We start from the raw sequence: 26199 nt of genomic DNA on the forward strand, positions 1-26199 counted from the left end.
TATTCAAGCTGCGGCTTACTTTTTTAAGGCCGCCTGAGCCAAGGTCATTTTCGCCTGCGGAATCCTAAACGGCGAGCATGAAATATAGTCGATCGCCAAGTTATTTAAGAAAGCGATTGACTTCGGATGAGCCGCCGCTTCACCGCAAATTCCAATCTTCAGCTTCGGATTGACGCTTCTTCCGCCATCGATTGCTAATTTCATCAAGGCACCGACTCCGGCTTCATCCAAGACTTGGAATGGATCATCCGCAAAAATACCGGCCTCCAAATATTGATTAATGATCCGCGGCGAATCATCGCGGGACAAGCCTAAAGCCATCTGAGTCAAGTCATTGGTCCCAAAGCTGAAGAAGTCCGCGTGCTTCGCAATCTCATCTGCTACAAAGCAGGCTCTTGGGATCTCAATCATCGTACCGATTTGGTAATCTAAAGCTTGTTTATGTTCCTTAAGACTCTTTTGGATCGCTTCTTCGATCGATGCACGGACGCGGGCAAATTCCTGCGCGTCAATAGTAAATGGAATCATGATCTCCGGCTGAATCGTAAAGTCATTTTCCTTTGTCACTTCGCAGGCTGCTTCAATGATCGCTTCTGCCTGCATTTGATAAATTTCAGGATAAGCCACGCCTAAGCGTAGACCTCGGAAACCTAGCATCGGATTGACTTCTGCCAAATTGTCCGTTTTCCGCTTCACTTCATTAAAGGTCTTGCCTAGTTCTTTCGCGACCTCGCGACACTCGTCTGCCCCTTTTGGTAAGAATTCATGCAACGGCGGATCAAGCAAACGGATCGTAGTCGCTTTGCCTTGCGCTGCTTCATACATAAATTTGAAGTCTTGTTTCTGAACTTCTTTTAAGTCCTTCAATACTTCCAAACGTTCGTCCAAGCTATCTGCCAAAATTAATTGACGGAATTGCAGCAGACGACTCTTTTCAAAGAACATGTGCTCTGTTCTGGCCAACCCGATCCCGACTGCTCCAAGGGCCATCCCAGTCTCGATATCATTAGGTGTCTCCGCGTTCGCCCGCACTTTGATCTGGGCATGGCGATCCCAAATCACATGAAGCTCATCCAACGCTACTGTGTTGGTTACTTCCTCCATCGGAATTTCGCCAAAGTAGATTTTCCCGGTCGTTCCATCAACAGAGAGGATCGTTCCCTCTTCAATGACTTTGTCTCCGACTGTCGCCTTGTTTTCTTCCAATACCGTCAATCGCTCACAGCCGACCACTGAACAGATCCCCATACCTCGTGCAACTACGGCCGCATGAGAAGTCATCCCGCCGCGACTAGTAATTACGGCTTCACTGACTGCGATCCCTTCAATATCTTCTGGTGAAGTTTCTTCTCGTACCAGTACCACTCTTTCTCCACGAGCTTTGGCCTCGGTCGCTGCTTCGGCAGTGAAATATGCCGCTCCTGTTGCAGCGCCCGGGCTAGCTGCTAATCCAGATAAGAATGATTCATGCAGTTTCAATTCTTTCTCATCGAAGTTTGGATGCAGAGCCGCCTCCAAATCCTTCGCTTCGATTCGATTGATCAATTCTTTCTCGTCGATGATGCCTTCTTTATAAAAATCTAACAGGATCGTCAACGCCGCTTTTGATGTGCGTTTTCCGCTGCGGGTTTGCAGGATAAATAATTTCTCCCGCTCGATCGTAAATTCAACGTCCTGCATGTCATGATAATGCTTTTCTAAGTTCTCACAGATAGTTTTTAATTGTTGGTATTGTTCAGGCAACTCATCTGCTAATACTTGGATCGGTTTTGGTGTTCGAACACCAGCAACCACGTCTTCGCCTTGTGCGTTGATCAAATATTCACCGAATAATCCTGGATCGCCTAGTGATGGATTTCGTGAGAATACAACACCGGTCCCAGAGCTTTCGCCAAAGTTTCCAAAGACCATCTCCTGAATATTTACTGCGGTTCCTAAATCATCGCTGATGTCATGCAACCGGCGATAGGTTTTCGCCCGCTGGTTGTTCCAGCTGCCGAAGACCGCTTCGATCGCTAAATATAGTTGTTCGATCGGGTCCTGCGGAAATTCACGCTGCAGCTTTTTGCGATAAATTTCTTTGTACTCGCTTACAATTTGTTTCCAATGATCAGCCGTCAATTCATTATCAAAGGATAAGTTATTGACCTTTTTCAATGCTGTGATGCGATTTTCAAAATCATTATTGTCCATCCCCATCACGACATTGCCGAACATCTGCAATAAGCGGCGATAGCAGTCGTAAGCAAAACGTTCATTCTGACTGTTCTCGGCTAAGGCGGCGACTGTTTGGTCATTCAGCCCCAGATTCAAAACGGTGTCCATCATTCCCGGCATCGAGAATTTCGAGCCGCTTCGTACGGATACTAATAGAGGGTTGTCTAGATCACCAAATTTTTTCCCCGTTTTAGCGGATAATGTTTCAACGGCCGCCATCACTTGATCCTTCATTTCGTCGATCAGCTGGTTGCCGTGGTTCAAATAGTATAAACATGCTTCAGTGGTTACCGTAAAGCCGGTGGGCACTGGCAAACCCAATTTTGTCATCTCAGCAAGGTTGGCCCCTTTGCCGCCTAATAAATCTTTTTGTTCTTTTGATCCTTCTGAAAATAAGTAAACCCAACGATTCATGCGCTTCTCCTCTTAAAATAATTTTATTTAACCTGATTCCAGTGTAATACGATGATTATACAAAGTCAATAAGATGTTTATATAATTTTATTATGCGCATATATGTGGTTTTAAAAGTGATAACTGATGATTTATCTAAGATAGACAGTAAAAGCTTTCTGTTTTTGGGCATAAAAAAGACCAACCTTGAGTAAAAGATTGGTCTTACTTATTCTAATCTCGGTAATACAAAGCTAAGCCTTTTAAAAAGTTGCGGGCATATTTATCGCCGCAGGGTTTAAAATTACGATGCCCTTCTTTACGCAGGATCGCGCCAATCTCGCCTTTTGAAGGATAAACACCGGCTCTGGCTAAAATATCCAGCATATCGTCACTGGTCAAGGCCAAGGCAATCTTTACCTTCTTCAATAATACATTGTTGATATGTTTAACTTCACCATTTTTTGGTTGTGGTACTGGATTTTTCGGTTCGCCCCGTTTTAGGATGATAAAGCCATTCAAAAAGGTATCCAGCAGTTTATTATTGATCATTTTTTCGTAAACATTTTTTTCAAAGCTGTCATCTTCTTCAAATACCTGATCGTGTACCTTAGTCAGCATCGCTCTTTCTTCTTCTCGCGAAACCTCCATGCTGCCCAATTCAAAAGCCTTGATGATATCGGTGTCCTTAATATCTAACGCGTACCTTAATCGCAGCAATATATCATTATTATTCATTTTTTTCCTCCGTAGCTCTTCGCTGATGCTCCTACTATACCACAAAAGTGCACGGCTCCCTTTAACCTCGTTGCCAAGCTGAAAAAAAAATCGACTAAGTGATTGCTTAGCCGACCTTTTGGTTTCATTTTTCTAATAGTTTACTGTTCCTGAATCACAAATCCATGAGGCAATAGCTGATACTCCTCGCCCTCATGATAATTCTGTCCAAACACGCGCCGACCATCCTTTTCAACTTCAAAGGACTCGCCTTCATTAAAGGTCGCGATTAATGTTTTTTCTTTATAGCTTCGCGTCAATGAGAAGGCTTTTTTATCATCATCATAATGCCAAGTCGTGGTGCCATAGCTGAATACTTCAGAAAATTGCTTCCGCAAAGCGATCAGCTGTTTGAAGAAGGTCTGGAGCTCTTCATCTTGTCCTTCCCAGATCATACAGCGGCGGCAATCCGGGTCCATCTCGCCTTCCATCCCGACCTCCGTGCCGTAATAAATACACGGCGTGCCTTTTTGGATGAACATAAAGGTTAAGACTGCCTTCATCAGCTCTTTATTCCCTTGACACAACGTTAAGATCCGCGGCGTATCATGGGAATCGAGCAAATTAAAGCTGACCTCATTGGTCTGATCGCGATAAAGCAGCTGCTGACGATTCATTCCGAAAATCATTTGCGAGATCGAGATCGTCTGCTCCACGAAAAAGGCTTTGATACTGTCGGTGAAGGCATAATTCATCACCGCATGAAATTCATCCCCCTGCAGCCAGCGCTGTGAAGAATGCCAGATTTCCCCTAAGATATATAAATCCTCTTTTTGCTGCAAGACCGCCTCATGAAATTCCTTCCAAAAATGATGATCGACTTCATTGGCTACATCTAGCCGCCAGCCGTCAATATCAAATTCGCGAATCCAATAGGTCGCGATCTCCAATAAATAATTTTGGACCTCGGGGTTGGCAGTATTCAGCTTCGGCATGTGTGGATTGAAGCTGAAGGTATCATAATTCAAATTTTTCGCATATTCCGAATCGGGAATCGCTGTATACCGCGGTGGATAGGAATCAATATGGAACCAATCAGCATAAGCAGATTCCTCCCCATGCAAAATCACATCCTGCCATTGATGAGAGCTGGAGCCTAGATGATTAAAAACTGCATCCAGCATGACCCGAATTCCGCGTTCATGGGCTTTTTCCACCAGTTCGCGGAACAGCTGCTTATTGCCAAAATGCGGATCAATCTCATAATAATCCACCGTATCGTATTTATGATTCGACGGCGAGGTGAAGATCGGACAGAGATACAAGCCGTTGACACCCAAGTCTTCTAAATAGTCCAACTTGTCGATGACACCCTGCAAATCCCCGCCAAAGAAATTCTCGCGGGTGGGCTTTTCACTTCCCCAGGCTAACACATCGTCTGGATCGTTCGATGGATCACCATTATAAAAGCGTTCCGGAAAAATCTGATACCAAACCGTTTTTGCCACCCAATCCGGCACTTTAAACCGATCGATTTCTTGAAAATACGGCATCCGAAAATATAAATAGTCCCGCGCTAAACGATCCTCTTCGTATTCGAAAATTCCTTGATCGGTATAAAAAATCTGTGTTCCAGCATAATCCGTAATACAAAACGCATACGCCAAGCGATGATGCGGTGCGGTCACTTCGATTTCCCAATAATCATGAGTATCGGTCGTATAGGTCTTGTTCATTGTTTGCTGGGTGTGATACCATTTCTCCTCCGCAAAGGTATAAAAATCGCCGCTGATCAAACCAACGGATTTTATTTCATTGCGGGCTGTTTGCAGGCGAATCCGCATCAAATCTTTCGTATAAAGAAAAGCGAACTCACTCTCGGGACGATGATAAATTCCTGCATAATTCATCCCACCACCTCCATTTCTGAACCCATTGTACCAAACTTTTTGACAGTGACTCCACTGCTAACTTTTCTCAAGGGTTTAAAAGACGTTTTTTCCTTAAAATATGCTAATATAATAATAGAAGAATAAATTTTCTTCGCCTCGTTTATCGAGGATCACTCCAGGGCGTAGCATGTTTGGGGAAGCGGCTGCGTCCGTATTTTTTTTTGACAAAATTAGAAAATTTTGTTTTAATAAAATAAACTTATCTTGAAACGAGGGATCATGCCATTGAAAAACTAAGCGAATGTTGGAAGCTGCAAACTGAACATCAGTTAACGAAAATTGATGGGATTAGTGCGCAGATTTTCAGGATTGGCTTAGGCTTTCAAGGTGTGGTCTCTTTTTTGCCAGTTATGCTTTTCGCAGTTTGCCAAGCATGAACCGGTGATAAACTTTTTTCGGAGATAGTGAACAAGCAGTTTAGCAGAATGGTATGCGTACGAAAATAAAGACATTTTTCACGGTTTTGAAAAATGTTTTCATTTCAAATGAGCTAGCTGTCCTGCTATCTACCACTATTTAGAAAAAAGACCTCTCACCCCTAAGTCCTTTCCTGAAAATTGGTTAGGATTTTTTTGTTTCCTTAGTGAAACAAACGGAGGTATTTTTTATGTCTACAATTAAAATTACACATTTGACCTTTGGCTTTGATAAGCAGGTTGATTTATTATTTGACGATGCGAATTTAACGATCGATAGCAGTTGGAAATTAGGGTTAGTTGGCCGTAACGGCCGCGGCAAAACCACCTTGCTGCAGCTGCTGCTGGGAAAACATGCGTATCAGGGAGAAATCCAATTTCCGCTACAGCCTGTCTATTTTCCAGCCACTGTGGAAATGACAGATCAGCTAACGTATTACACCTTATTGGAAGTGGCCGACTTTGAGCTATGGGAATTGGAACGAGAAATGAACTTGATCCAGTTGGACCCGCAGGTATTGTGGCAACCCTACGAGACTCTTTCTGGCGGTGAACAAACAAAGGTATTGTTGGCATTGCTGTTTACGCAGGAGAATTTTTTTCCATTAATTGATGAACCGACGAATCATTTAGATCTGCAAGGACGCCAGCATGTCGCGAAGTATTTGCAGCAAAAGGACGGTTTTATCGTTGTCAGCCACGATCGGCAATTTTTGAATCAGGTCACCGATCATACCTTGGCAATCGAAAAAAGCCAGCTGATACTTTATCAGGGAAATTTTGCAACCTACGAAGAACAAAAGAAATTGCGGGATGAATTTGAATTAGCACAAAATAGAAAAATCAAAAAGGAAGTCAGCCGACTGAAAAAGACAGCCGCAGAAAAAGCTGAGTGGTCGCGTTCGCGGGAAACCGACAAATACGGCAAACCATCCGAAAAAGGCAGCGGCGGTGTTTTCGATACTGGCTTCATCGGCGCCCGCGCGGCCCGCACTATGAAGCGTTCAAAAACCATTGAAGATCGAATGTACGATCAGATCGAACTAAAGGAAGGACTTTTAAAAGACTTGGAGGATGTCGACCGCTTAACAATGAACTACCAAGCCAGTCGTCACCCGCAGCTTTTAAAAATTGAAAATCTGACGCTTCAGTATCCAGAACAGGAGCCGCTATTTGCGCCGTTATCATTTGAAGTAAAACGAGGCTCAATTACTGCCCTGACCGGACCAAACGGGATCGGAAAATCTAGTGTACTGCATTATTTATTAGGAACCTTTGCAGGCGAAGCCGCTGGCGAACTCCTTCGGCCATCAGCCAAAATCAGCTATGTCCGGCAAAATTACGAAAGCAATCGCGGCAAGCTGCAAGACTTCGCTGAGAAGAATCAGTTGGATTATTCAGCCTTTTTAAACAATCTGCGAAAACTCGGCATGGAACGAAACGTTTTTCAAAATCGGATCGAAGAAATGAGCATGGGTCAACGAAAAAAAGTCGAACTTGCTAAATCCCTCGCGCAAGAAGCCGAGCTCTACATTTGGGACGAGCCGTTAAATTATCTAGATGTCTTCAATCAAAAGCAATTAGAAGATCTTTTATTACAAATCAAACCAACCATGCTGATTGTCGAACATGACCAGACCTTCTTGAAAAATGTTCATGCACAGCAAATTGCCTTAAAAAAATAAAACGAACCGTCCGAAAATGGACGGTTCATTTTTTTAGTCATTTGCTTTTAACAATCTAAACAAAAGTTTTGTTCTTCCCTCGGTAAAGTGACTTTGACGTAATCTTGAATATGATTATGGAAGGCGCGGACGACCGCTGATGGATCGTTCTCCCGCAAAACTTCCACAAGCTTCAAATGTTCTTCGGCTTTCTTTTCAAGTACACCTAGTGAAGAGAGATCCTCGTTCATCACAATCAGCAGCTGATAAAACAACCCCTCTAAAATTTGTACTCTTCTTACATTTCCAGACAATTCCCACAAATATTTATGAAAGGAAAGATCCAACGAATTCAGCAAAAAGAATTTTTCCGCTTCATTTACACCTCGCTTTTCACCGCTGTTCATCTCGCGTGCAATTTTGGTCAGCTGCTGGAAATCTGTTTCTTTGATCCGTTGTTCCCGCAATAGTTTTCGCAGGATCTGCGTTTCAAGTGAGGCTCGAATCTCAAAGGCTTCCATAAGTTCGGCCGGGTTCATTTCGATCACATGATTTCCTTTGCGGGGAGAAAAGGTAATCAGTCCCTGTTCATTCAAAATCCGCATCGCCTCTCTCACCGGCGCTCGGCTAATCCTAAAATGAGTGGAAATGTCTGTTTCTATTAAACGATCCCCGCTTTTTAAAGTTCCTGCTAGAATCTGCTCTTTAACATGCGCGACGACTCGGTCGCTCAAACTCTGCTTTTCGTACTTAGGCATACGATTCATAAATCAATCAGCACCCCTTTTTCATTATGTCCAATTCATTATATCAGAAAGCCCTTACTTAAATCTTGAGATTCTAATCGTGTCACCAATTTGTGTATAAAAAGAGCCAGAAAATAAGCTTTCTGGCTCTTAATTGATCCTCGTTGATTTACCCGAAGGCTTGTTCTGTTCTGGAGATGATCTCATCTTGCAGGGCTTTTTCCAAATTGTTGAAGTAATCGCTGTAGCCGGCAACACGCACGATCAAGTTTTCGTATTCTTTCGGATGCTTTTGTGCTTTCAGCAAGGTATTGCGATCGATCACGTTGAATTGGATATGGTGTCCGTCCAGAGCAAAATAGCTGCGGACTAGTGACGCCATGTTGGTGATGCCTGCTTCACCTGCTACTACGCTAGGGGTGAATTTTTGATTCAGCAAAGCACCGCCGGTTTTCGTTTGATCGATTTTCGATGCAGACTTGATTACCGCCGTTGGTCCGTTGCGATCGGCGCCTTTTTCTGGTGAAATGCCATCTGGCAATGGAATTCCTTTATGGCGGCCATTTGGCGAAGCTTCCATGACTTGACCGAAGTAAACGTGGCAAGTCGTTGGCAAGAATTCAACCACTGTTTTCGAGCCTTTCGGTGTTGGACGGCCCGCGATTACTTCTTGCAATGAAGCTGCTACATCCCGTAATAGCGTATCCGCGTATTCATCGTCATTTCCATATTTCGGTGTTTCGTTATACACTCGGTCATAGATTTCGTCATAATTTTCAAAATCCGCTTCACAGGCATCCAGTAAGTCTTGCATCGTCATGGTTTTTTCTTCAAAGACGTTATGCTTGATCGCCGCCAATGAATCCGTGATCGTCGCAATTCCCACACATTGAATGTAGCTCGTGTTGTAACGTGCTCCACCAGCATTGTAATCCTTGCCGACTTTGATACAATCATCAGACATGACAGAAAGCAATGGTACTGGCATGAACTCCATATACATCCGTTCAATCATGTTATTGCCGGCCACCTTCACATCTACCACATATTGCAGCTCCTCGTGGAAGGCTTCGAAAATTTCTTCGTAGGTTTCCATTTTAGTGAAGTCGCCGACATCGATTCCCACCTGCTTATCAGTGTAATGATCGTAGCCGCGGTTCATAGCAAGCTCAAATACTTTCGGGATATTCAGATAACCTGTTAAAACATAGGCCTCTTTTCCGGCCACACCAACTTCAACACAACCAGAACAAATCCCGCTTTCTCTAGCATCGTCCACCGATTTTCCAAGGTAGCTTAATTCTGCCAAGATCGCTTCCGAATTATACATCGCCGGCTGTCCCCAGCCTTTGCGGGAGACTTTCAAGGCTTCACGCAGGAATTTCTCCGGTGTTTTGCGGGAAATCTGCACATTTGAGCTCGGCTGCAGCAGCTTCATTTCATCCATCACTTCTAGAATCAGATAGCTGACATCACTTACGCCGCTGGTTCCATCCGGACGCAAGGCACCGGTGTTCAAGTTACAAAAGTCCGTATACGTGCCGCTTTCTTTTAAGGTGATGCCGACTTTTGGCGGTGCCGGCTGATTATTGAATTGAATCCAGAGATTTTCTAATAGCTCCCGCGCTTCTTCACGGGTCAAACGACCTTCTTCGATATCCTTTTCATAGAAGGGTTCCAGATGCTGATCTAATTTCCCTGGGGAATAAGCATCCCAGTTGTTCATTTCCACCGTCACGCCGATGTGAGTGAACCAGTACATTTGGATCGCTTGGCGGAAGGTTTGCGGCGCATGCTCCGGCACCACGTCACAGACTTCAGCTAGGTCCAACAGCTCCTGTTTCCATTGCGGATCGGTTTCCGTTTCAGCCATATCGCGACATTGCTGCGCATAACGTTTGCCGTAAATGATCATGCCCTCACAGACCAGCTTCATGCCTTCTAATTCTTCCCGTTTGTTCAAGGCTTCCATATCGTTGTTATAGTCTAAGTTGTCGATCTCCTGCTGGATATCCGCTTTAAAATCGGCAAAACCTTTTTGATACATTTTGCCATCTGCTACGGTATGCCCGGGGCCGCGCTGCATCAAGAACTCTGTGTATAATCCAGCGTCAAACAGCAAATGCCACTCTTCCGGCAGCAGACGATTCATGCGAGTCATCATGGCACGGTCATGCCAATAAGGGATGATCACTTCTTCTTGAATGCGGCGGTCTTCTTCACTAACCCGGAAGAAAACTTTCTCGCGGTTATGCATATTATCGAAATCTTCTAACGTGTGGCAGCACAATTCAGGGAATGTTGGCGCTGCCCAAGGCTTATCCCCTTTTTCTCCCAAGACTAACGAACCTTTTTCAATGTAGTTCGTGCGATTTTCCATGATGTACTTGAAGGCTTTTCCGCGCAATACTGGCGCAGAAACTTTGCCTTCCCATTTTTTGTACGCTTCAGTTAATAAAACCGCCCGTTCCATCGAAATACTTGGGGTACATTCCTTGTCACTGATCTCCCGCAGCCGTTTGATCCGTTCCGTACTTCCTCTTCTTGTTGGTTCCAGTGTTAACTCTGCCATTAATTTCCCTCCTATTATATATGTGGTCCTTTTATCCGCCAATCGTCACTTGGTAGCCGGCATCTTGATAAACCTTTTGCAGCTTTTCTACTTTTTCATCTGCTGGTTTGCTGAAATTCTGGGTACAAACACGGTTCAAACGCTCATATTTGTCACGGCCAAAATCATGATACGGCAGCAGCGAAATTTCACTGACATGAATCTTCTCTTTAGCCAACCACTCAATGATTTCTTCTGCATCGACTTCTTCTGCGTTGATTTCATCTAACAAAATCAATCGCAAATTGATTTCCGCCTGCTGCTCTGATAAAAATCGTAAATTTTCTAACACCAATTGATTGCCTGCACCAGTGTAAAGCTGATGATTATGTGAATCAATGAACTTTAAATCATACAAAAACAAATCGGCATATGGCAAAATGCGGCGATAATTTTCAGTCGGCGCGACTCCGCAGGTATCAATCGCGACTGTGATGCCTAACCGCTGACATTCTTGCGCCAGTTCCACCACATAATCCATATTCTGCGCCATCACTTCACCGCCGGAAAAAGTCACCCCGCCGCCTGATTGGTCATAAAAAATTTGATCCGCCTGAATCTTTTTTACCAGCTCGCGGACAGAATAATCCTTTCCGATCAGCTCTTCTTTGCCATATTTATTCAACATAATCTCTGGTGCAAATACCTGACTTTCCGGATTGTGACACCATTCACATCTGATGGGACACCCTTTGAAAAAAATCGTCGTACGAATCCCCGGCCCATCATGGGTCGAAAACTTCTGAATATTAAAAATCGTAGGCTTTTTCACGTGCTTCCCTCCCGCCTCTAATTATAAAGTCCCGCCGCCATAGTTGCAAGCGCTTTATTCATAATCGTGAACTTTTTATTTTATTTTCCATAAAGTTTTCACTTAAATGACGGTTAGGAATTTGACCTTTTTTCAGGTATACTAAAAATAATGAATCAATGTAAGGAGTTAGCAGATGAATATAGGTGAAAAAGTTAAAAACCTGCGGAATGAACGAGGAATGACCCTCAAGCAGCTGTCCGAAGCCACTGACTTGTCTACAGGCTTCCTGTCCCAATTTGAACGCGGCATCACGACCATTGCTGTCGAGCATCTTTCAAATATCGCGGATTTATTTCATGTAAAGATCAATTACTTTTTTGAAGAAGAACCTGAGATCGAACCAATCGTTCGCGGCTACGATCAACCAGTGATCCATAAATTGAACAATATGATTTATAAACAATTAAGCCGCACACCCCAGGATAAAAAAATCGCGCCGAAAATGATTGAGATCATGCCTCATGAAAAGCGCGAGCTGCCCACGACTTATCCTCATCATGGTGAAGAATTCGTTTATGTTTTAGAGGGCATCCTGACATTAGTGATCGAAGAGCAGACGTATCAGCTCTATCCCGGCGACTCCGCCCACTATTTCTCCACGATCGATCATAATTGGGACAACCAAACCAGTAATGTGGTGAAGTTTATCGTCGTCCATTATCCTAATGATTACTAAAAAGCGCTCGATCACATGATCGAACGCTTTTTTTATTAGATCTTCTCTATGAGAGTTCTGCTAAGATTGTTTCAAAAATCGTTTTCAGCTTTTCCTGTGCTGTTGAAAATAATTCTGGCTCATAGTTGGTTAATTCTTCTTCGCCAAACGAACGCTGCTGGATGTATTGATTGTAGCGAATTTCTAATTGTAGCGCTTCGATCTCAGCCTGCTGTCCATAGTGCCGGGTGATAAATCCGCCGCAAAACGGATGATTATTCGAAACACTGTAGCCTGCCGCTTCCAATGAGTCCGTAAACAATTCTCGTAAATCAGCACTAGCTGTTTGATCCTCCTGATTGCCGATCACAAAATCTGCAGGCTCGGCGGCATCATTATTCGGATATTCAGCGAAGCTGTGGAGATCAAATAGATAAACTTTAGAAAAATACTGGGTTTTCTGATCGATTAATTTCTGCAAGGCCTGATGATACGGCCAATAGTAGTTCGCTAACCGTTCAGTGATTACTTTAGACGGAAGCGGTTCCGCATACAAACGATTGCCAAAGGTATTTTGCTGGTAGACGACCGTCTCTTGGTAATCCGCCCCCGACATCCGACTTTCACGATTCGGATCAACGACATAGCGATTCACCTGATTTTCGATCACCGTGCAGCCTTTTTCGATTAAGAAATTATACAGCTCTGGTAAAAACCAGTCAGTGTTGGCTAAAACAGCCTCTGACCGCAAGCGGATCCGCATATCCCCCGGAATCCATGTGCCGCTATGAGGCAGGCTGATGATTATTGGGTAGTGATTTTTTTCTTCATTATAAATAGTGAACGGGTTCATGGAGTGCCTGCTTTCTGATTTGAATTTAGTTTGATTATAAACCAATCGTCTGCTTAGAGAAATGAAAAACTGACAGAGAAAACACACTCTGTCAGTTTCTAAATATATTATTTTTCTAATACCATCATGCGTTTATATACATCGATTAATTCTTGGGTTAAGCCTATATAGGAAATAGCATTCATCAAATGGTCCTGACTGTGAACCATCAGCAATGTCACTTCAGAGTTGTTTCCACTTGCTTCTGCTGTCAGCAAGTCTGTCTGAGTATTATGCGCCTCAACCAAGGCTTCATTCGCAGCTTTCATTCGTTCTTCAGCCTCAGTAAAATTTTTATTTTTTGCAGCAGCTAAAGCAGCTACTGCCTCACCTTTTGCATTTCCTGCATTCATGATTAACCCCATAACCACTTGCAACTGTTCATCATTCATTAATAAAAATTCCTTCCGTTAAAAACAAATCTGTTTTTCTAAATCTGCTGTCTCTTTTCCATCAGCTTTTTCAACAGCCAGCAATGCCATATTTTTGAAGGAATCGTTTAATCCTACTCCACCTTTTTTCGGCATTTTTACAATGGGTATCTCCGATCGATATTTATCTGTTGCTGGATTTTCAATCGACATCGCAGCAATCGCAGGGATTCCTTGCTGATTAAAAATTTTTGCTAAAGAGCCGGCCATTTCACCAAAATTCGGATAATGCATAGCTGGTCCGCAAATGACCGCGTCTGCTTGAAATTTTTTGGCAAATCCTACAAATTTCTTAGTCACCTCCGCTTGATGCGCTAAAAAATAGTGGTCTCCGCAATATAATGTAGCAGTGATCTCAGCATCTTGCTCTTTTAGATAGGTCATTAGGGTCTGTCCAGGACCTAATGCTGATTTTTTTCCGCTAGGAGTTAGGTTCGCATGCTCGTCACTTCCCATACCTGCTTGAACATGATTTAGAATCAAAATGATTTTCTTCATTCTCTTCACCCATCTTAAATTTCGTCAAAATCAAACGTATCAAAATCGATTTCCTCGGCTTCAAGCTCTTCTGCCTCTTTTTCTTCTCGCAAATACTGATCATCTAACACTTTGATGAACGGATAATAGATTGCCATTCCTAAAACGATCAGCAGTGCTTGCAGTACAGAGGCTTGCCAGCCGCTTACTAAGAAACCAGAAATAATCGGCGGTGTCGTCCAAGGCAGTTGAATCCCATTTGTATAAGGAACAATGCCCCAATCCATCGCAAAATAAGAAATAATAATATTAATAGTAGGAACTAGTGCAAAAGGAATCAAAATAATCGGGTTCAGTACGATCGGCAAGCCAAAAATTATCGGTTCGTTGATCCCAAAAATACTTGGTACTAATGATAACTGAGATAATTTCTTGACACGTTGGCTTTTACAGAAGATGACCATCACAATGATTAGTGATAACGTCGATCCGCCGCCGCCAAAAGTCGCAAACATATCTTGGAACTGACCCGTAATGATATTTGGAATTTCATGACCATCTTTGAACGCTTGCATGTTTTCTACCGATAGCGCTCGCAAAACTGGATTGAATACCGCACCAACCACGCTGCTTCCATTGATACCGAAGAACCAGAAGAAATGCAAGAACAAGTATGCAATAATCATTGCACCTAAGGTATTTCCTAAACTTAATAATGGCGTCTGTAAGAATTTAAAGATTACATCTTGCAAGTTCCCCATTGGCGTTAATGAAACCAACCAATTGATAACGAACATTATTGTCACTACAACGAAACTAGGAATCAATGCTTCAAAAGATTTCACTACGGTTGGCGGAACGCCCTCTGGCATTTTGATCGTCCAGCCACGATGAATCACTGCTGCGAAAATTCGTGTGGAAACTAGGGCAATGATCATCCCTAAGAATAATCCGCTTGAACCCATCCATTTTAAAGGAAGACTAGTCACATCAAAAACTTGTGTACTATTTTCTGGTGTAAACTGAGTAGTAAAAGGAGTCAGAATAAAGAAGGATACTAACGCCAAAGCACCTGATTGGATTGCATCAATCTCTAGTTGTCGTCCTAAACTGTAGGCAATTCCTACCACAGCTAAAATAGTCATAACGTCGAAACTCGCCGATGCCGGTACAGACATCAACGATTCCCAGTTATCCCCTAAGATTGGAGATACTATATTGCTCCAATTTGGAATCGGAAAATTTGCAAGTAATAAGAAGAAAGAACCAACAATCAATAAGGGCGTTGAAATCAAAAATCCATCACGAATGGCAATTAAATATTTGTTCTCACCAATAACTTTAGCAAGCGGCGTCAAAACTTTTTCCAACCAGTTTAAAAACTTCTGCATCTTTTTTTCCTCCAATCAATCAAGTTCTATTTTTTATTTTGTTTGATTAATTTTAAAACTTCTTTCATGGCTTTTTCGCCATCCATCATGCCGTAAATTTCCGGTGCAATAACTGCGACAGGTATGCCTTGCGGTTCAAATTGTTCTTTGGTTTTTTCCAATAAAAATTTGACCTGCGGACCTAAGAGAATCGCTACAGGTTTTTCTTTTGCAACAACTTCTTGCGAACGTGCTACAGGAAAAGCCGTAATTTGAAGCGGCATATTGTGCTTATTGACGATTTCCATCATTTTGTTGACCATAATACTGGTTGACATTCCAGCATCACAGAATAGATAAATTTGTTTTTTACTCATGTTCTTCACTCTCCTAAGTTTTTATTCAATTGGTGCTTTGATCCGTTTTTCATAAGCATCTAACCAATCTTGTGTGATCGGCTGGATATCGGTAGTATGATCTGGGCCCATATTGGCGATAAAAATCTGCGGGTTTTCCTGATCATTTCCAACGCTGAAGGTGAACTCCACGTTGGTTGCCACGCCCCACTCGCCTTTGGTATTCATGGCGATCAATGAGAAGGCTCCGGCTTTTCCATAACGCGCCGTTAATTTATCGTGAAATTCATAAACAGCCTTATCGCAGGCAGCCTGCGGTGTTACTCCCTCGCCCATCAGACGAACGATTTCATAAGACAAGCAGCCCTTCATCAAGTCTTCTCCTAGCCCGGTTGCTGCGGCGCCGCCGATCTCGCTATCCACATAGAAGCCGGAACCCGATAATGGCGAATCTCCTACACGACCCGGTTTTTTCATAAACAAACCAGAGCTGGAGGTTCCTGCCGTCATGGTTCCTTTTTGATCCAAAGTGACCGCGCCGACTGTGTCATGTCCGTCGTAGGGGTTTAAATTGTTCTCTTGAATTTCTTTTAACCGTTTTTCCCATAATTTGTGCGCCCGCTCCGTCAGCATGCTCTTTCTTTCGAATCCTGCCAACATCGAATATTTGGTTGCGCCTTCACCGACACGAAAACTATTGAACTTGTCTTTGCTTAGCTTTCGTGCAACTGAGATCGGATTTTTAACATCGGTGATCCCGGCGACTGCGCCGATTTCAAAGGTATCACCATCCATAAAAGCCGCATCCATTTCCAAGATGCCTTCTGCGTTTGGCAAGCCGCCAAACCCCACTGATTTATAATAAGGGTAATCCTCTACTGTTTTGATCAATGTCTCTACCGCATCGCCGGCTCCCTCTTTTTTCTCTAGTAAGCGCAATGCTTCCACTACACCATCATGGGCCATACGCCATGTGGCAATCGCTCCCCACGCCATCGTCGTGCTCCTTTCCGTTACCGTTTACATTTTGAAAATCTGACCTCATTATAAATAGTATATACTGTTTTGTATATACTAAATTCAAAATTTTTTTCACTTTTTTAGTGTTCTCTAAGCAAAAAAATGAACTATCAAAAACCCATGAGTCATCCTAGGTATCAGAGAATGACTCATGGGTTTTCTTTTTTGTTGTTTTGGTATTCAACCTTGATTCATTTTTTAAACTTACTTAATAAGCACACTTTTCTCAAGTGCTTGCAACATCAATACGGCAACAGCGGCTCCAGGATCTTTTAATTTTTTTGATGCCTCCCCACGCGTAGCCGCTCGTCCATGAACTGCCAGCATAGTAGCAGTGCTGTTATATCCTTCAATTGCTCCATTCATACCAGCTTCCATAACCTGACGCTCGTTTAAACCTTTTGCTAAAGCTTCATCCATTTTATAGATGGCTGGCAAAAGACCGTCAATAAAGGTTTTCTCTCCTGGTTTTGCTTTGCCCCGGTTCATAATGCCCTCTGCGTATGACCTTAGCAGCTCCGTGATTTCTTCAAATTCCATCGTTTCTTTACCTTTAAAAGCTTTCCCTGCCTGCATAAATCCAGAAGCCATTAATGTCCCCATCGTTGATGGAACAGCTGATGACATCGCTTTTCCCGCCGTGAACAATAATTGACCTAAATCTTTTTCTTTGGAGATTTTGATTGCTTCATAGGCTGACTTGACCCCATCACTCATCGTCAATCCAAGATCACCATCACCTACAACGCTGTCCAATTCAATCAGATAATCCTTTTTTTCGTTCATGATGCTAGACAGTTCTTTTAAATAATTCAAAATAAATAGTCGTTCCATTTCCTTCACCTACATTTTTCCCTAGTTAAATTTGTTTGAAGAATGGCGTATTGACTGGCGTATCAATATATTTTTTTAATTCATCATCCAACTTCAACAATGAAATAGAAAAACCTGCCATCTCTATGGCCGTAGCATATTCACCTACATAATACTTATAAACAGTGATTCCTTCTTCCATGAGATATTCGTTGATTCTACGGACGACAATATATTGTTCGTCTAATGGGGTGGCTCCTAATCCATTAACCAATACAGCCACTTCATCTCCTTGAACATAAGGAATGTCTCTAACTATTTTTTCCAGTAATTCGTCAACGATCGCATCTGCGCGTTCCAACGGACCACGTCGGAATCCTGTTTCTCCGTGGATACCCATGCCGATTTCCATCTCATCTTCTTCGATTGTAAATCCGGCTTTTCCGACACGAGGAACGATACAAGGCGTTAGCGCGACACCCATCGTACGGACGTTGTTTGCCGCTTTATCAGCGATACGTTTTACTTCATCAAGACTCAACATCGCATCTGCGGCAGCTCCAGCACATTTATACACAAAGAAGATTCCCGCAACACCGCGGCGCTTATTTTTTTCGTCTGGTAATGCTGGTTTTTCTGTGGCAACATCATCACCGGCAATTACACTTTTCACGTCGATTCCATCTTCAAAGTCAGCCATTTCTGCTGCCATATCGAAGTTGAAAATATCCCCATTATAATTTCCGTAAATATATAAGACACCTGATCCTGATTCGACTTCTTTAGTGACATGGTATATTTGTTCTGGACTTGGGGATTGGAACACATCACCGATGGTACAGCCGTCCAGCATTCCTGCGCCGACGTAACCTAAGAACAGCGGCAAATGGCCCGAACCCCCTCCTGTAACAAGCCCGACTTTCTTTTCCTTTTTAACTTTCGACACATAGCAATGCAGATCATCACCGGTATAAGTAACCGTATCTCCATGAGCTGTGTAGATTCCTTCCAGCATCTCCGTAACATAGTTTTCAGGATCGTTAATAATTTTTTTCATAATTGTTTTAGCACTCATTATTTAGTGCTGCCTCCTTTTTGAGTAAGCATTGATAAAGTGAAAAAACAGTGACCAAGCTTAGAAAACCGGTCACTGTTTTGATTGAGCTATTCCATATTTGCGTGACGGTAGTCCATATCTTCCTGTCCCTGTTTCATCGCTTTTTTCAAGTCAACGATCATACTGTCATAAACTAACCAAGACAATTGCTCGAAGGAGGACCCATTTGGCTGAATCGAAGGAGCTTTTTCCACCGCTTCATCCCGCGAAGAAATTCCTGGAATTCGAATATGTGCATCCGCCATTGACCCGATCGTATTTTCAGGGTGGATCGTAACCGTCGCTAGCAATGCACCTTCACTTTTGGCTTTTTTTGCCATTGTTACTAGGCTTTCCGTCTTACCTGAACCAGAACCGATAACCAATAGATCCCCTTTTCTTATGGAAGGTGTGGTTGGTTCACCTACAAAGTTCGAGTCAAAGCCTAAATGCATCAGGCGGTTAGAGAAAGCCCGTGCGGCAAAGCCTGAACGTCCGGCTCCAACGATAAAGACACGTTTTGCCTCCATAATCAGCTCTTCCATTTTTGCCAATTGATTGTTATCTACTTGTTTCGCATCTTGAGCTAGCTCTTCAATGATCGCCAGCAAGTTTTTGCACTCAGTCATTCTATTTCCCTGCCTTCACATGTTCATTGATCGCTGCTTTGATTAAACGTGCTGCTTCGACTGGATCTTCTGATCGAGTAATTCCTGTCCCAACAATAATGATGTCTGGGTCTAACTCTACATATTTATTGATGGTCTGGCTGTTAATACCGCCAGCAACCGCGATTTTCGCTTTTTTCGCATACTTCGTCATTACTTTTAGATCATCTAAAGGAGTCCGCCCCAATACTTGAACATCCGCTCCGGTATGAACAGCTAGAACGTGAGCACCGATTTCTTCCAATTCTTCAATGCGTTTCGGCATATCTTCGACGCAGATCATATCTACGACGGTTTGCTTGTTAAAATCTTCAGCGGCTTTGATACAACCTTTAATCGTAGCAAGGTCACTAACCCCTAGTGCTGTTACATACTCGGCTCCTGCTTCAAATCCCAGTTGTGATTCATAATAACCGCCGTCCATAATTTTCTCGTCGGATAAGATTTCTTTTTCAGGGAATTTCTCTTTAAAACGACGGACAGCTTCCATCCCAGAATCAATAACAAAAGGTGTCCCAATTTCAACGATGTCTACGTAGTCGATCACCCGTTCAGCAAATGCTAGTGCGTCCTCTAATTTGTGTTCGTCCAATGCTAACTGTAATTTCATTTCATACACTCCTAAACTTTCTTCTTTTAGTAATTTTTCATTCCCACAGGCGCACCTGGTGTATCCATTAATTCTTTGATTTCATCATCTAAGTCGATCAATGTTAATGAAGCTCCCGACATATCCAAAGAGGTCACAAAATTGCCTACATAGACTTTATGAATGTCATGCCCTTTTTCTTTTAAGAGCTCCAATACTTTTCCAATCAAAATGTACTGCTCCATCAGCATCGTACTGCCTAATCCAGAGAGCATGACAGATAATTCCCGCTTATTCTCAAAGTCAAAATCCTCTAATAATGTTTCCACCAGTTCTGTTGCAATCGCATCGGCCTTTTTCAGCTCTTCTTTGCGAATGCCCGTCTCGCCATGATGACCGATTCCAAATTCCATTGTCCCGGCTTCGATTTCAAAATTTGGTTTGCCAACAGCAGGGATTGTGCAAGGTTCTAAACCGACACAAATACTGCGAGTCCGGTCAACGACTTTTTGTGCGACCGCGATCACTTCATCTAAAGTACCGCCAGCTGCTGCCTTGGCTCCGCCGACCTTCCACATGAAGTAGCCGCCGGCAATTCCATGACGTTTTTCCTTTGTAGCCTTTGGTGAAGAGGCAACGTCATCCGTTGCCACTACATATTTGACTTCAACCTCGTCGTCCTCCGCCATTTGGATTGCCATTTTGACATTCATATTATCTCCAGCATAATTACCGAATAAGCAGGCAACACCTGCGCCTGTATCTGCTTCTAGCATCGCGTCGTAAAAAGCTTGTGCGGGTGGAGAGGCAAATACCTCGCCAATTGCTACTGCGTCCAGCAGTCCTTCACCTACATAACCGAGAAACGCTGGTTCGTGACCACTTCCGCCGCCAGTAATAACGCCTACTTTTCCATTCTGTTTTTCTTTTTTTACAATGACGTGATCATTGGCCTTCGCTAACTCAACCTCAGGATTTGCCAAAACAAACCCCTTCAGCATATCCTCCACAACAAAATCCGGATCATTTACAAAACGCTGCACAAAATCTCCTCCTCTAAAGTAAGTCGTTGTTTCCTTCTGCCAATGCCTTCAACATCAAATAGCACGAGGTAGCCCCAGCATCCTGATGACCAAGAGAACGATCTCCAATCCGGCTTGCCCGACCAACTTTTGCTGCCATACGTTTGGTTGATTCCAATCCAGCTTCAGCCGCTTTCAGCATCTCCTCTAAACAATCAGCGAAACTGCTAGTTGCTAAATGTGCTCGATACGCCTCAACTGCTGGAATCAGCACATCCATCAAGGTCTTATCGCCAACTTTTGCCTCAGTCAGCATAGCGATATTTTGATAGGCCTTGTCTAACATTGCACCAAAGACCTCTTTGGTGATCTCCGTTTCTTTTCTCGAAGCCACACTTAATCCTCTAAAAAAACTGCCATATAGTGGTCCCATTGAACCGCCGATTTTGTTGACTAAGACATCGCTAATAATTTTAAAGCCTTCACTCATATTGACATGTTCTTGTTCATCGATTGCTTTTTCTGCCATGGTGAAGCCCTTGTTCATGTTGATGCCATGATCACCATCGCCGCCGACACTGTCCACTTCACTCAAGTATTCTCGATTGGACTTGATCGTATCAATGACCTTCTTTACTACAAACAACCCGTTTTTATTCGTGAACGACTGTCCCATCAATTTTCTCCTTTAATCTTTTGTAACTGTGTATACTTTTTTACAACCTTTTGGTGCATTGAACTTTCAGACAACAGTCCTGTATAGTGCGTAACCGCGTCTGATAACCCATTCTCCTTCACGTATGTCAGCAGATCTCGTGATTGCTGATCTTCAGGATTGTCAAAAAGGAAAACAGCCGCGATGCCTTCTAACAACCGATCATTCTTCAACTGATTCTTTTCACATTGCATCGCCGGCCCAACCAATCTTTCATTTGACTCCAACTTACGAATCGGCGAACGGCAGACACGAGCAACCGTGTCCACTACGCCTGGCGTTTGGAAACGTCGAATCGCAAAATCAATATAGCCAGCCAAATCCTCTGGAGTGAAACCGTATTTTTTCGCTAGCAAGCTTGCCGACTCTCCCATAACTTCACGCGTCGCTTCCACTAACTGTTCATCAGCGAAGATATCCGACATCACGTCATAGCCCTTAATCGCCCCCATGTAGCCAGACCATGCGTGTCCGCAATTAATGATATACAATTTGCGCTCGATGTATTTCACGAGATCGTCTGTATATTCCGCACCCTTGATTGGTAAGTTCTTTGGATCGACTAATTTATTTCGCTCAATCACTAACTCAAAATCCACACCGATATTAATTACTTTTTCGCCCTTTCGTTCATCCTCCAATACCATTCGATCCACAGCGGTATTCGGAAAGGTCGCTACTTGCTCCAATTCTTTCTCAGTTAATTGACCCAGTTTCAAGATTTCCTTTTTTAAGATTTCACTGTTGAACATGGCGTTTTCACAGGCTAAAACATTGATTCTTTCCTTCGATTGTAAAAAGCGTTGATACAAGCCTTCTGAAATTGTTGGTGCTACTTTTGGCAAGTTATCTGCCCAAACAGCAGTCGTCAAAATGTCTGCTGAAATGATTTCTTGAATCACTTCGTTTGTTTCCTCAATTGGTGATAAAGCTTTTACTCTGTCGATCGTTTTTTCTTGATAATTTTCTTCTATTACATATAGATGATATGAATGTGTCTGATTGATTTGCTGATTCAGCTGTGAATTAACATCTACCAACGTTACGTCATAGCCTGAATCGTGCAATAAATCCGCAATAAAGCCTCTGCCAATACTGCCTGCACCAAAATGTACTGCCTTCATAATTGCTTACCTCTCTTTATTAAAGTATGCCGGTGATTGCTCCAATCAATGAGATTGCTAAGATAATCAGCATGATGGCTACCATGTTTTGATTCTTTTTGTTCAACCACCAATAAATACCTAATACAGCAAGTAACGGCAGCAGTCCCGGAACGATACTATCGATAATATTTTGGACTACGAATGGGTCATTGCCTTTTCCGAACGTAAACTTTAACGGAGAGCTTAAAGCAACATAGCTTGAGGAGAGGGCTCCCATCATAAAGAGACCCAAAGTACTAGCCCCATTGATCAATTCCTTAATTCGTCCCGAGCTCAATATTTCACGAATCGACGCGCGTCCCATCTTGTAACCATATACAGATAATTGTGTCCCGATTGCAATTTGAATGATTGGAAGCAGCAAGAGAACAAAAGCACCAATGGCGTTACCGCTAGCAGACAAGCTCGCACCTAATGCAAAAATGATTGGTTTCAAGGTCGCCCAGTCGATTGAATCGCCCACTCCAGCCAGCGGCCCCATCAAACCAGTTTTCAATCCAGTGATCGCATCATCTTCAATTGGTTCACCTTGTGCCTTTTGTTCCTCTAACGCAATAACGATTCCATTGATTGGCGAACCAAAAACGGCTTCCGTATTATAGAAAACTAAATGACGCTGTAACGCCGCCTTCATATCTTCCTTGTCTGGGTAGATTTTCTTAAAGATCGGAATCAGCGAATAGCAAAAACTAAGTGCTTGCAGACGTTCATAAGAGATTCCGACTTCACAAAACATGTAGTAGCGCAGCCAAGCATTCCTGACATCTTTTTCAGAGATTAATTTTTCTTCCATTTTTTTACCCCTCCACACTCGCTTTTTGATACATAGTAATCAGTAAGATCGCACATAAGCCGAAGATTGCAGCCCCAAGCACTGGAATACCGCTGAATTGAATCAAGAAATATCCAATGAAGAACCAAGGCATCAGCTCTTTTTTCCCAATAACGAACATCGTCAATGCAAATCCTAATGCAGGCAATAACCCACCTGCCACGGAGAAGCCATGTGTTAGCCATTCAGGAATACTTTCCATAAAACTGTTCACTGCGTTAGCCCCGTAATAATTCGCCAAAAACGGAATTGGAAAACGAAGTATCAGATTCAAGATCGTCGGATACACGTTATTACAAAGCATGATTTGTCGTGTATTGGCTTCTTCTGCGTAACGATCAGCCATGTGAACGAAGGTTACATTCAAAGTTTTTCTCAACTGATCGATAAAGACACCCATCACACCAACGGGTACGGCGATTGCGATCGCAAGTTCCGTTGACAAACCTGAATGTAAAGCGATCGGAATGGCAATCAAGCCCGCTAAACAATCATCCGCCGGCAGGTTTGACCCTGCAGCGACCAAACCGATATAGAGTATCTGAACAGCAGCGCCGATAATAATTGCCTGCTTCAGGTCTCCCATGATAGCTCCAATAAAAAGTGCAGAAAACAATGGCTGCCTCATTGCGTGCGTGATACCATAACCAACGTCAGTTTTCATAATCCAATAATAAATACCAGTAAAAATACTAACTCCTAACATATTGCTACCTCACTTTCTTACTTGCTTTTTCTAAGCTCAATTTTGGTTCTTCCGGTGTGACTTGGAAGGTTACTTCAGCGCCTTGATCTTGAACAAAAGCCAAATTGGCAATATCCGTTTTACCAACGGAAATCCCCTTAACGACCGATGTTCTGCCATTGCCGCTACCTAATCCACCAACTTGTAATAGTTTGAATTTCACTCCCTTCTCTACCACTTCACGTGCATCTTCAATATTTTTGAACAAGACGAGAATTTTACCACTATCAAATTTTCCATCCTCTGCATCTTTAACAAACTGGTCTTTGGATATTACATCCACCTTCATCCCTGGCGGTGCAGCCATGACATAGATATCTGCCATGAACTCATCAGCGGCTAACTGATCATTGACTACGATAATCGACTTCGCATCAGTCAGCTTACTCCACTTTGTAATGACCTGACCATGAATCAATCGAAAATCAACACGTACTAATTGAATTCCCTCCATCATTTTTCTGCCTTCCTTTCTTGCATGATTTTTTTAACATCCTTGATTCCTTCTGTCGCACTCTCTATCAGCTTCTCTGTCACCCCGTCATAGTTTCCTTGCATTCTTGCCATCTCCGCCTCGATCAGCATTGGTAAATTCACACCTGATAAGACAATCACATTTTCCTCTAAAGCAAATCGCGCCGCCATGTTGCAGGGTGTACCGCCAAATAGATCCACGAGAACGAGATACTGATCAAAGCCATCATCTAAAAGCGTTTTCAATTCAATCATTAATTCCATCGGCTCCTTTTCGGCTTCCAAAGAAATCGAGAATACATTCTTCATATCACCTAAAATAAGTTCTGCCGAAGCAATCAATTCTTTACCAAAAATTCCATGTGTCATTAATACGATAGCTGTTTTCATTTTCGTCCCCCTTCTAACCTCGTGATTTCCCTCCAGTGACATTGATGATGGTGCCCGTAATATACGAGGAATGATCTGATTGTAGATAGCTGACTAAATCAGCTACTTCCTGCAGCTTTCCGATCCGCCCCAAAGGAATAATCTTGGTGTAATCCCCTTTGATTTCACCTGATTGAGTTCCTCGCGTATATGCCAATTTTTCCATGTGCTTTTGATTTCCCATCGGAGTTGGTTCGTTGATGCCGGGTGCTACGCCAACCACGCGAATATTGAATTGGCCTAGTTCCTTCGCCCAGGAAAGTGTGAAAGAATTGACTGCCCCTTTGGTAGAGGAATAGCCGCTTTGACCTTTCGAACCTTCCATCCCAGCTTCTGAAGAAATGTTGACGATCACTCCACTTTTTTGCTTAATCATTTCACGCGCCGCTGCCTGAGAAATCAAGAACAGTCCCTTTTGATTAACCTGATACATAATGTCTAATTCTTCTTCACTCATTTCATGCTCAGAATTCTGATGATAGTAATCCACTAAAAGATTCGGACGATTGGCTCCAGCATTATTGACTAAACCGTCTACACGACCAAACGCCTTCACGGCTGTTTCAATACATTTCTCCGCATCTGTCTTTTTAGTGATGTCGCAAGAAACAAATAGAACCCGCTCGTTCACCGTCTGCTCCTCATTCTCCACTAAATCAGCAACAACAACTTTTGCCCCGTTAGCCAGCAGATTATTGACGATGTTCTCGCCTATCCCCATGCTTCCTCCTGTAACAACAATTACCTTTTGCGAAAGATCTACCCAGTTTTCAACCATAATATTCCTCCTTTTACGAAGTAATGACATCATTACGTCTCTACATCGTCATACTGTGTATTATAGCTGTCTCTTATACACATCTAGATGTGTATAAGAGACAGAGATAGCTCCAATAAAAAGTGCAGAAAACAATGGCTG

At 43.0% G+C, this 26199-nt stretch carries 26 protein-coding genes; 2 read left to right on the top strand and 24 right to left on the bottom strand.

What is annotated here, in order from left to right; translation table 11 throughout:
- Nucleotides 1-15: 15 nt before the first annotated feature.
- The 3 genes from ppdK to A5875_RS20320 form a co-directional block, all read right to left on the bottom strand.
- A complete protein-coding gene (gene ppdK, locus A5875_RS20310) occupies nt 16-2631 on the bottom strand; it encodes a pyruvate, phosphate dikinase (protein WP_088935381.1) in 2616 nt (871 codons plus the stop codon).
- A 213-nt stretch (nt 2632-2844) separates the two neighbouring features.
- Entirely contained in the window at nt 2845-3348 is a 504-nt protein-coding gene (locus tag A5875_RS20315) for a DUF1456 family protein (RefSeq protein WP_088935382.1), read from the bottom strand.
- 140 nt (nt 3349-3488) lie between these two features.
- Nucleotides 3489-5237 carry a glycoside hydrolase family 13 protein gene (locus A5875_RS20320; protein ID WP_088935383.1) on the bottom strand — a complete coding sequence of 583 codons (1749 nt, stop codon included), beginning with the start codon at nt 5235-5237 and terminating at the stop codon, nt 3489-3491.
- Nucleotides 5238-5886: 649 nt separating this feature from the next.
- Here A5875_RS20320 and abc-f point away from each other — a divergent pair.
- Nucleotides 5887-7380 (top strand): ribosomal protection-like ABC-F family protein, encoded by a 1494-nt coding sequence (gene abc-f / locus A5875_RS20325; protein WP_088935384.1) that lies wholly within the window; start codon nt 5887-5889, stop codon nt 7378-7380.
- Nucleotides 7381-7427: 47 nt separating this feature from the next.
- Here abc-f and A5875_RS20330 read toward each other — a convergent pair whose 3' ends face one another.
- The 3 genes from A5875_RS20330 to A5875_RS20340 all read right to left on the bottom strand — a co-directional run bounded on the left by A5875_RS20330 (nt 7428) and on the right by A5875_RS20340 (nt 11488).
- Nucleotides 7428-8126, bottom strand: coding sequence for a GntR family transcriptional regulator (locus A5875_RS20330; protein ID WP_088935385.1), 699 nt, complete (start codon nt 8124-8126; stop codon nt 7428-7430).
- A 148-nt stretch (nt 8127-8274) separates the two neighbouring features.
- Nucleotides 8275-10677 (bottom strand): trans-4-hydroxy-L-proline dehydratase, encoded by a 2403-nt coding sequence (gene hypD, locus A5875_RS20335; RefSeq protein WP_088935386.1) that lies wholly within the window; start codon nt 10675-10677, stop codon nt 8275-8277.
- A gap of 31 nt (nt 10678-10708) precedes the next feature.
- Nucleotides 10709-11488, bottom strand: a complete 780-nt coding sequence (locus A5875_RS20340) for a glycyl-radical enzyme activating protein (RefSeq protein ID WP_088935387.1) — start codon at nt 11486-11488, stop codon at nt 10709-10711.
- A gap of 175 nt (nt 11489-11663) precedes the next feature.
- Here A5875_RS20340 and A5875_RS20345 point away from each other — a divergent pair, with 175 nt between their 5' ends.
- Entirely contained in the window at nt 11664-12206 is a 543-nt protein-coding gene (locus A5875_RS20345; protein WP_088935388.1) for a helix-turn-helix domain-containing protein, read from the top strand.
- A gap of 46 nt (nt 12207-12252) precedes the next feature.
- Here A5875_RS20345 and A5875_RS20350 read toward each other — a convergent pair whose 3' ends face one another.
- From A5875_RS20350 to A5875_RS20435, 18 genes are all read right to left on the bottom strand, one after another.
- Complete coding sequence (locus A5875_RS20350; RefSeq protein ID WP_088935389.1) at nt 12253-13038, bottom strand: N-formylglutamate amidohydrolase; 786 nt, start codon at nt 13036-13038, stop codon at nt 12253-12255.
- A 107-nt stretch (nt 13039-13145) separates the two neighbouring features.
- Complete coding sequence (locus A5875_RS20355; RefSeq protein WP_088935390.1) at nt 13146-13469, bottom strand: PTS lactose/cellobiose transporter subunit IIA; 324 nt, start codon at nt 13467-13469, stop codon at nt 13146-13148.
- Between the two features lie 18 nt (nt 13470-13487).
- Complete coding sequence (locus tag A5875_RS20360) at nt 13488-14006, bottom strand: GrdB-related putative oxidoreductase (protein ID WP_088935391.1); 519 nt, start codon at nt 14004-14006, stop codon at nt 13488-13490.
- A gap of 14 nt (nt 14007-14020) precedes the next feature.
- Complete coding sequence (gene celB, locus A5875_RS20365; protein WP_088935392.1) at nt 14021-15376, bottom strand: PTS cellobiose transporter subunit IIC; 1356 nt, start codon at nt 15374-15376, stop codon at nt 14021-14023.
- Between the two features lie 26 nt (nt 15377-15402).
- Nucleotides 15403-15732 carry a PTS sugar transporter subunit IIB gene (locus tag A5875_RS20370; RefSeq protein WP_088935393.1) on the bottom strand — a complete coding sequence of 110 codons (330 nt, stop codon included), beginning with the start codon at nt 15730-15732 and terminating at the stop codon, nt 15403-15405.
- Between the two features lie 21 nt (nt 15733-15753).
- Nucleotides 15754-16707 (bottom strand): N(4)-(beta-N-acetylglucosaminyl)-L-asparaginase, encoded by a 954-nt coding sequence (locus A5875_RS20375; protein WP_171004848.1) that lies wholly within the window; start codon nt 16705-16707, stop codon nt 15754-15756.
- 228 nt (nt 16708-16935) lie between these two features.
- Entirely contained in the window at nt 16936-17565 is a 630-nt protein-coding gene (locus A5875_RS20380) for a dihydroxyacetone kinase family protein (RefSeq protein WP_088935394.1), read from the bottom strand.
- A gap of 25 nt (nt 17566-17590) precedes the next feature.
- Nucleotides 17591-18619, bottom strand: coding sequence for a dihydroxyacetone kinase subunit DhaK (locus A5875_RS20385; protein ID WP_217809363.1), 1029 nt, complete (start codon nt 18617-18619; stop codon nt 17591-17593).
- Nucleotides 18620-18708: 89 nt separating this feature from the next.
- Nucleotides 18709-19269, bottom strand: coding sequence for a 6-phospho-3-hexuloisomerase (gene hxlB, locus A5875_RS20390; RefSeq protein ID WP_088935395.1), 561 nt, complete (start codon nt 19267-19269; stop codon nt 18709-18711).
- Between the two features lies 1 nt (nt 19270).
- On the bottom strand, nt 19271-19918 hold the full coding sequence (gene hxlA / locus A5875_RS20395) for a 3-hexulose-6-phosphate synthase (protein WP_088935396.1): 648 nt from the start codon (nt 19916-19918) through the stop codon (nt 19271-19273).
- Nucleotides 19919-19944: 26 nt separating this feature from the next.
- Complete coding sequence (locus tag A5875_RS20400; protein ID WP_088935397.1) at nt 19945-20940, bottom strand: dihydroxyacetone kinase subunit DhaK; 996 nt, start codon at nt 20938-20940, stop codon at nt 19945-19947.
- A 13-nt stretch (nt 20941-20953) separates the two neighbouring features.
- Nucleotides 20954-21595 (bottom strand): dihydroxyacetone kinase subunit DhaL, encoded by a 642-nt coding sequence (gene dhaL, locus A5875_RS20405; protein ID WP_088935398.1) that lies wholly within the window; start codon nt 21593-21595, stop codon nt 20954-20956.
- Complete coding sequence (locus A5875_RS20410) at nt 21595-22758, bottom strand: mannitol-1-phosphate 5-dehydrogenase (protein ID WP_088935399.1); 1164 nt, start codon at nt 22756-22758, stop codon at nt 21595-21597. The genes dhaL and A5875_RS20410 overlap by 1 nt, the downstream gene beginning before the upstream one ends.
- Before the next feature lie 19 nt (nt 22759-22777).
- A complete protein-coding gene (locus tag A5875_RS20415) occupies nt 22778-23593 on the bottom strand; it encodes a PTS system mannose/fructose/sorbose family transporter subunit IID (protein WP_088935400.1) in 816 nt (271 codons plus the stop codon).
- 4 nt (nt 23594-23597) lie between these two features.
- A complete protein-coding gene (locus A5875_RS20420; RefSeq protein ID WP_088935401.1) occupies nt 23598-24338 on the bottom strand; it encodes a PTS mannose/fructose/sorbose/N-acetylgalactosamine transporter subunit IIC in 741 nt (246 codons plus the stop codon).
- Between the two features lie 4 nt (nt 24339-24342).
- On the bottom strand, nt 24343-24834 hold the full coding sequence (locus A5875_RS20425; RefSeq protein ID WP_088935402.1) for a PTS sugar transporter subunit IIB: 492 nt from the start codon (nt 24832-24834) through the stop codon (nt 24343-24345).
- Nucleotides 24831-25241 carry a PTS sugar transporter subunit IIA gene (locus A5875_RS20430; protein WP_207114104.1) on the bottom strand — a complete coding sequence of 137 codons (411 nt, stop codon included), beginning with the start codon at nt 25239-25241 and terminating at the stop codon, nt 24831-24833. The genes A5875_RS20425 and A5875_RS20430 overlap by 4 nt, the downstream gene beginning before the upstream one ends.
- Before the next feature lie 13 nt (nt 25242-25254).
- Nucleotides 25255-26058, bottom strand: coding sequence for a sorbitol-6-phosphate dehydrogenase subunit (locus tag A5875_RS20435; protein WP_088935404.1), 804 nt, complete (start codon nt 26056-26058; stop codon nt 25255-25257).
- Nucleotides 26059-26199: the final 141 nt, after the last annotated feature.

It is taken from the genome of Enterococcus sp. 3H8_DIV0648, from assembly GCF_002140655.1.
In the GTDB taxonomy this organism is placed as follows: Bacteria; Bacillota; Bacilli; order Lactobacillales; family Enterococcaceae; genus Enterococcus_A; species Enterococcus_A hulanensis.

What these genes read in the sequence shown, in the direction of transcription:
- ppdK (WP_088935381.1), bottom strand. Translation starts at nt 2,631, where the DNA reads ATGAATCGTTGGGTTTACTTATTTTCAGAAGGATCAAAAGAACAAAAA.
- A5875_RS20315 (WP_088935382.1), bottom strand. Translation starts at nt 3,348, where the DNA reads ATGAATAATAATGATATATTGCTGCGATTAAGGTACGCGTTAGATATT.
- A5875_RS20320 (WP_088935383.1), bottom strand. Translation starts at nt 5,237, where the DNA reads ATGAATTATGCAGGAATTTATCATCGTCCCGAGAGTGAGTTCGCTTTT.
- abc-f (WP_088935384.1), top strand. Translation starts at nt 5,887, where the DNA reads ATGTCTACAATTAAAATTACACATTTGACCTTTGGCTTTGATAAGCAG.
- A5875_RS20330 (WP_088935385.1), bottom strand. Translation starts at nt 8,126, where the DNA reads ATGAATCGTATGCCTAAGTACGAAAAGCAGAGTTTGAGCGACCGAGTC.
- hypD (WP_088935386.1), bottom strand. Translation starts at nt 10,677, where the DNA reads ATGGCAGAGTTAACACTGGAACCAACAAGAAGAGGAAGTACGGAACGG.
- A5875_RS20345 (WP_088935388.1), top strand. Translation starts at nt 11,664, where the DNA reads ATGAATATAGGTGAAAAAGTTAAAAACCTGCGGAATGAACGAGGAATG.
- A5875_RS20350 (WP_088935389.1), bottom strand. Translation starts at nt 13,038, where the DNA reads ATGAACCCGTTCACTATTTATAATGAAGAAAAAAATCACTACCCAATA.
- A5875_RS20355 (WP_088935390.1), bottom strand. Translation starts at nt 13,469, where the DNA reads ATGAATGATGAACAGTTGCAAGTGGTTATGGGGTTAATCATGAATGCA.
- A5875_RS20360 (WP_088935391.1), bottom strand. Translation starts at nt 14,006, where the DNA reads ATGAAGAAAATCATTTTGATTCTAAATCATGTTCAAGCAGGTATGGGA.
- celB (WP_088935392.1), bottom strand. Translation starts at nt 15,376, where the DNA reads ATGCAGAAGTTTTTAAACTGGTTGGAAAAAGTTTTGACGCCGCTTGCT.
- A5875_RS20370 (WP_088935393.1), bottom strand. Translation starts at nt 15,732, where the DNA reads ATGAGTAAAAAACAAATTTATCTATTCTGTGATGCTGGAATGTCAACC.
- A5875_RS20375 (WP_171004848.1), bottom strand. Translation starts at nt 16,707, where the DNA reads ATGGCGTGGGGAGCGATTGCCACATGGCGTATGGCCCATGATGGTGTA.
- A5875_RS20380 (WP_088935394.1), bottom strand. Translation starts at nt 17,565, where the DNA reads ATGGAACGACTATTTATTTTGAATTATTTAAAAGAACTGTCTAGCATC.
- A5875_RS20385 (WP_217809363.1), bottom strand. Translation starts at nt 18,619, where the DNA reads ATGAGTGCTAAAACAATTATGAAAAAAATTATTAACGATCCTGAAAAC.
- hxlB (WP_088935395.1), bottom strand. Translation starts at nt 19,269, where the DNA reads ATGACTGAGTGCAAAAACTTGCTGGCGATCATTGAAGAGCTAGCTCAA.
- hxlA (WP_088935396.1), bottom strand. Translation starts at nt 19,918, where the DNA reads ATGAAATTACAGTTAGCATTGGACGAACACAAATTAGAGGACGCACTA.
- dhaL (WP_088935398.1), bottom strand. Translation starts at nt 21,595, where the DNA reads ATGGGACAGTCGTTCACGAATAAAAACGGGTTGTTTGTAGTAAAGAAG.
- A5875_RS20410 (WP_088935399.1), bottom strand. Translation starts at nt 22,758, where the DNA reads ATGAAGGCAGTACATTTTGGTGCAGGCAGTATTGGCAGAGGCTTTATT.
- A5875_RS20415 (WP_088935400.1), bottom strand. Translation starts at nt 23,593, where the DNA reads ATGGAAGAAAAATTAATCTCTGAAAAAGATGTCAGGAATGCTTGGCTG.
- A5875_RS20420 (WP_088935401.1), bottom strand. Translation starts at nt 24,338, where the DNA reads ATGTTAGGAGTTAGTATTTTTACTGGTATTTATTATTGGATTATGAAA.
- A5875_RS20425 (WP_088935402.1), bottom strand. Translation starts at nt 24,834, where the DNA reads ATGATGGAGGGAATTCAATTAGTACGTGTTGATTTTCGATTGATTCAT.
- A5875_RS20430 (WP_207114104.1), bottom strand. Translation starts at nt 25,241, where the DNA reads ATGAAAACAGCTATCGTATTAATGACACATGGAATTTTTGGTAAAGAA.
- A5875_RS20435 (WP_088935404.1), bottom strand. Translation starts at nt 26,058, where the DNA reads ATGGTTGAAAACTGGGTAGATCTTTCGCAAAAGGTAATTGTTGTTACA.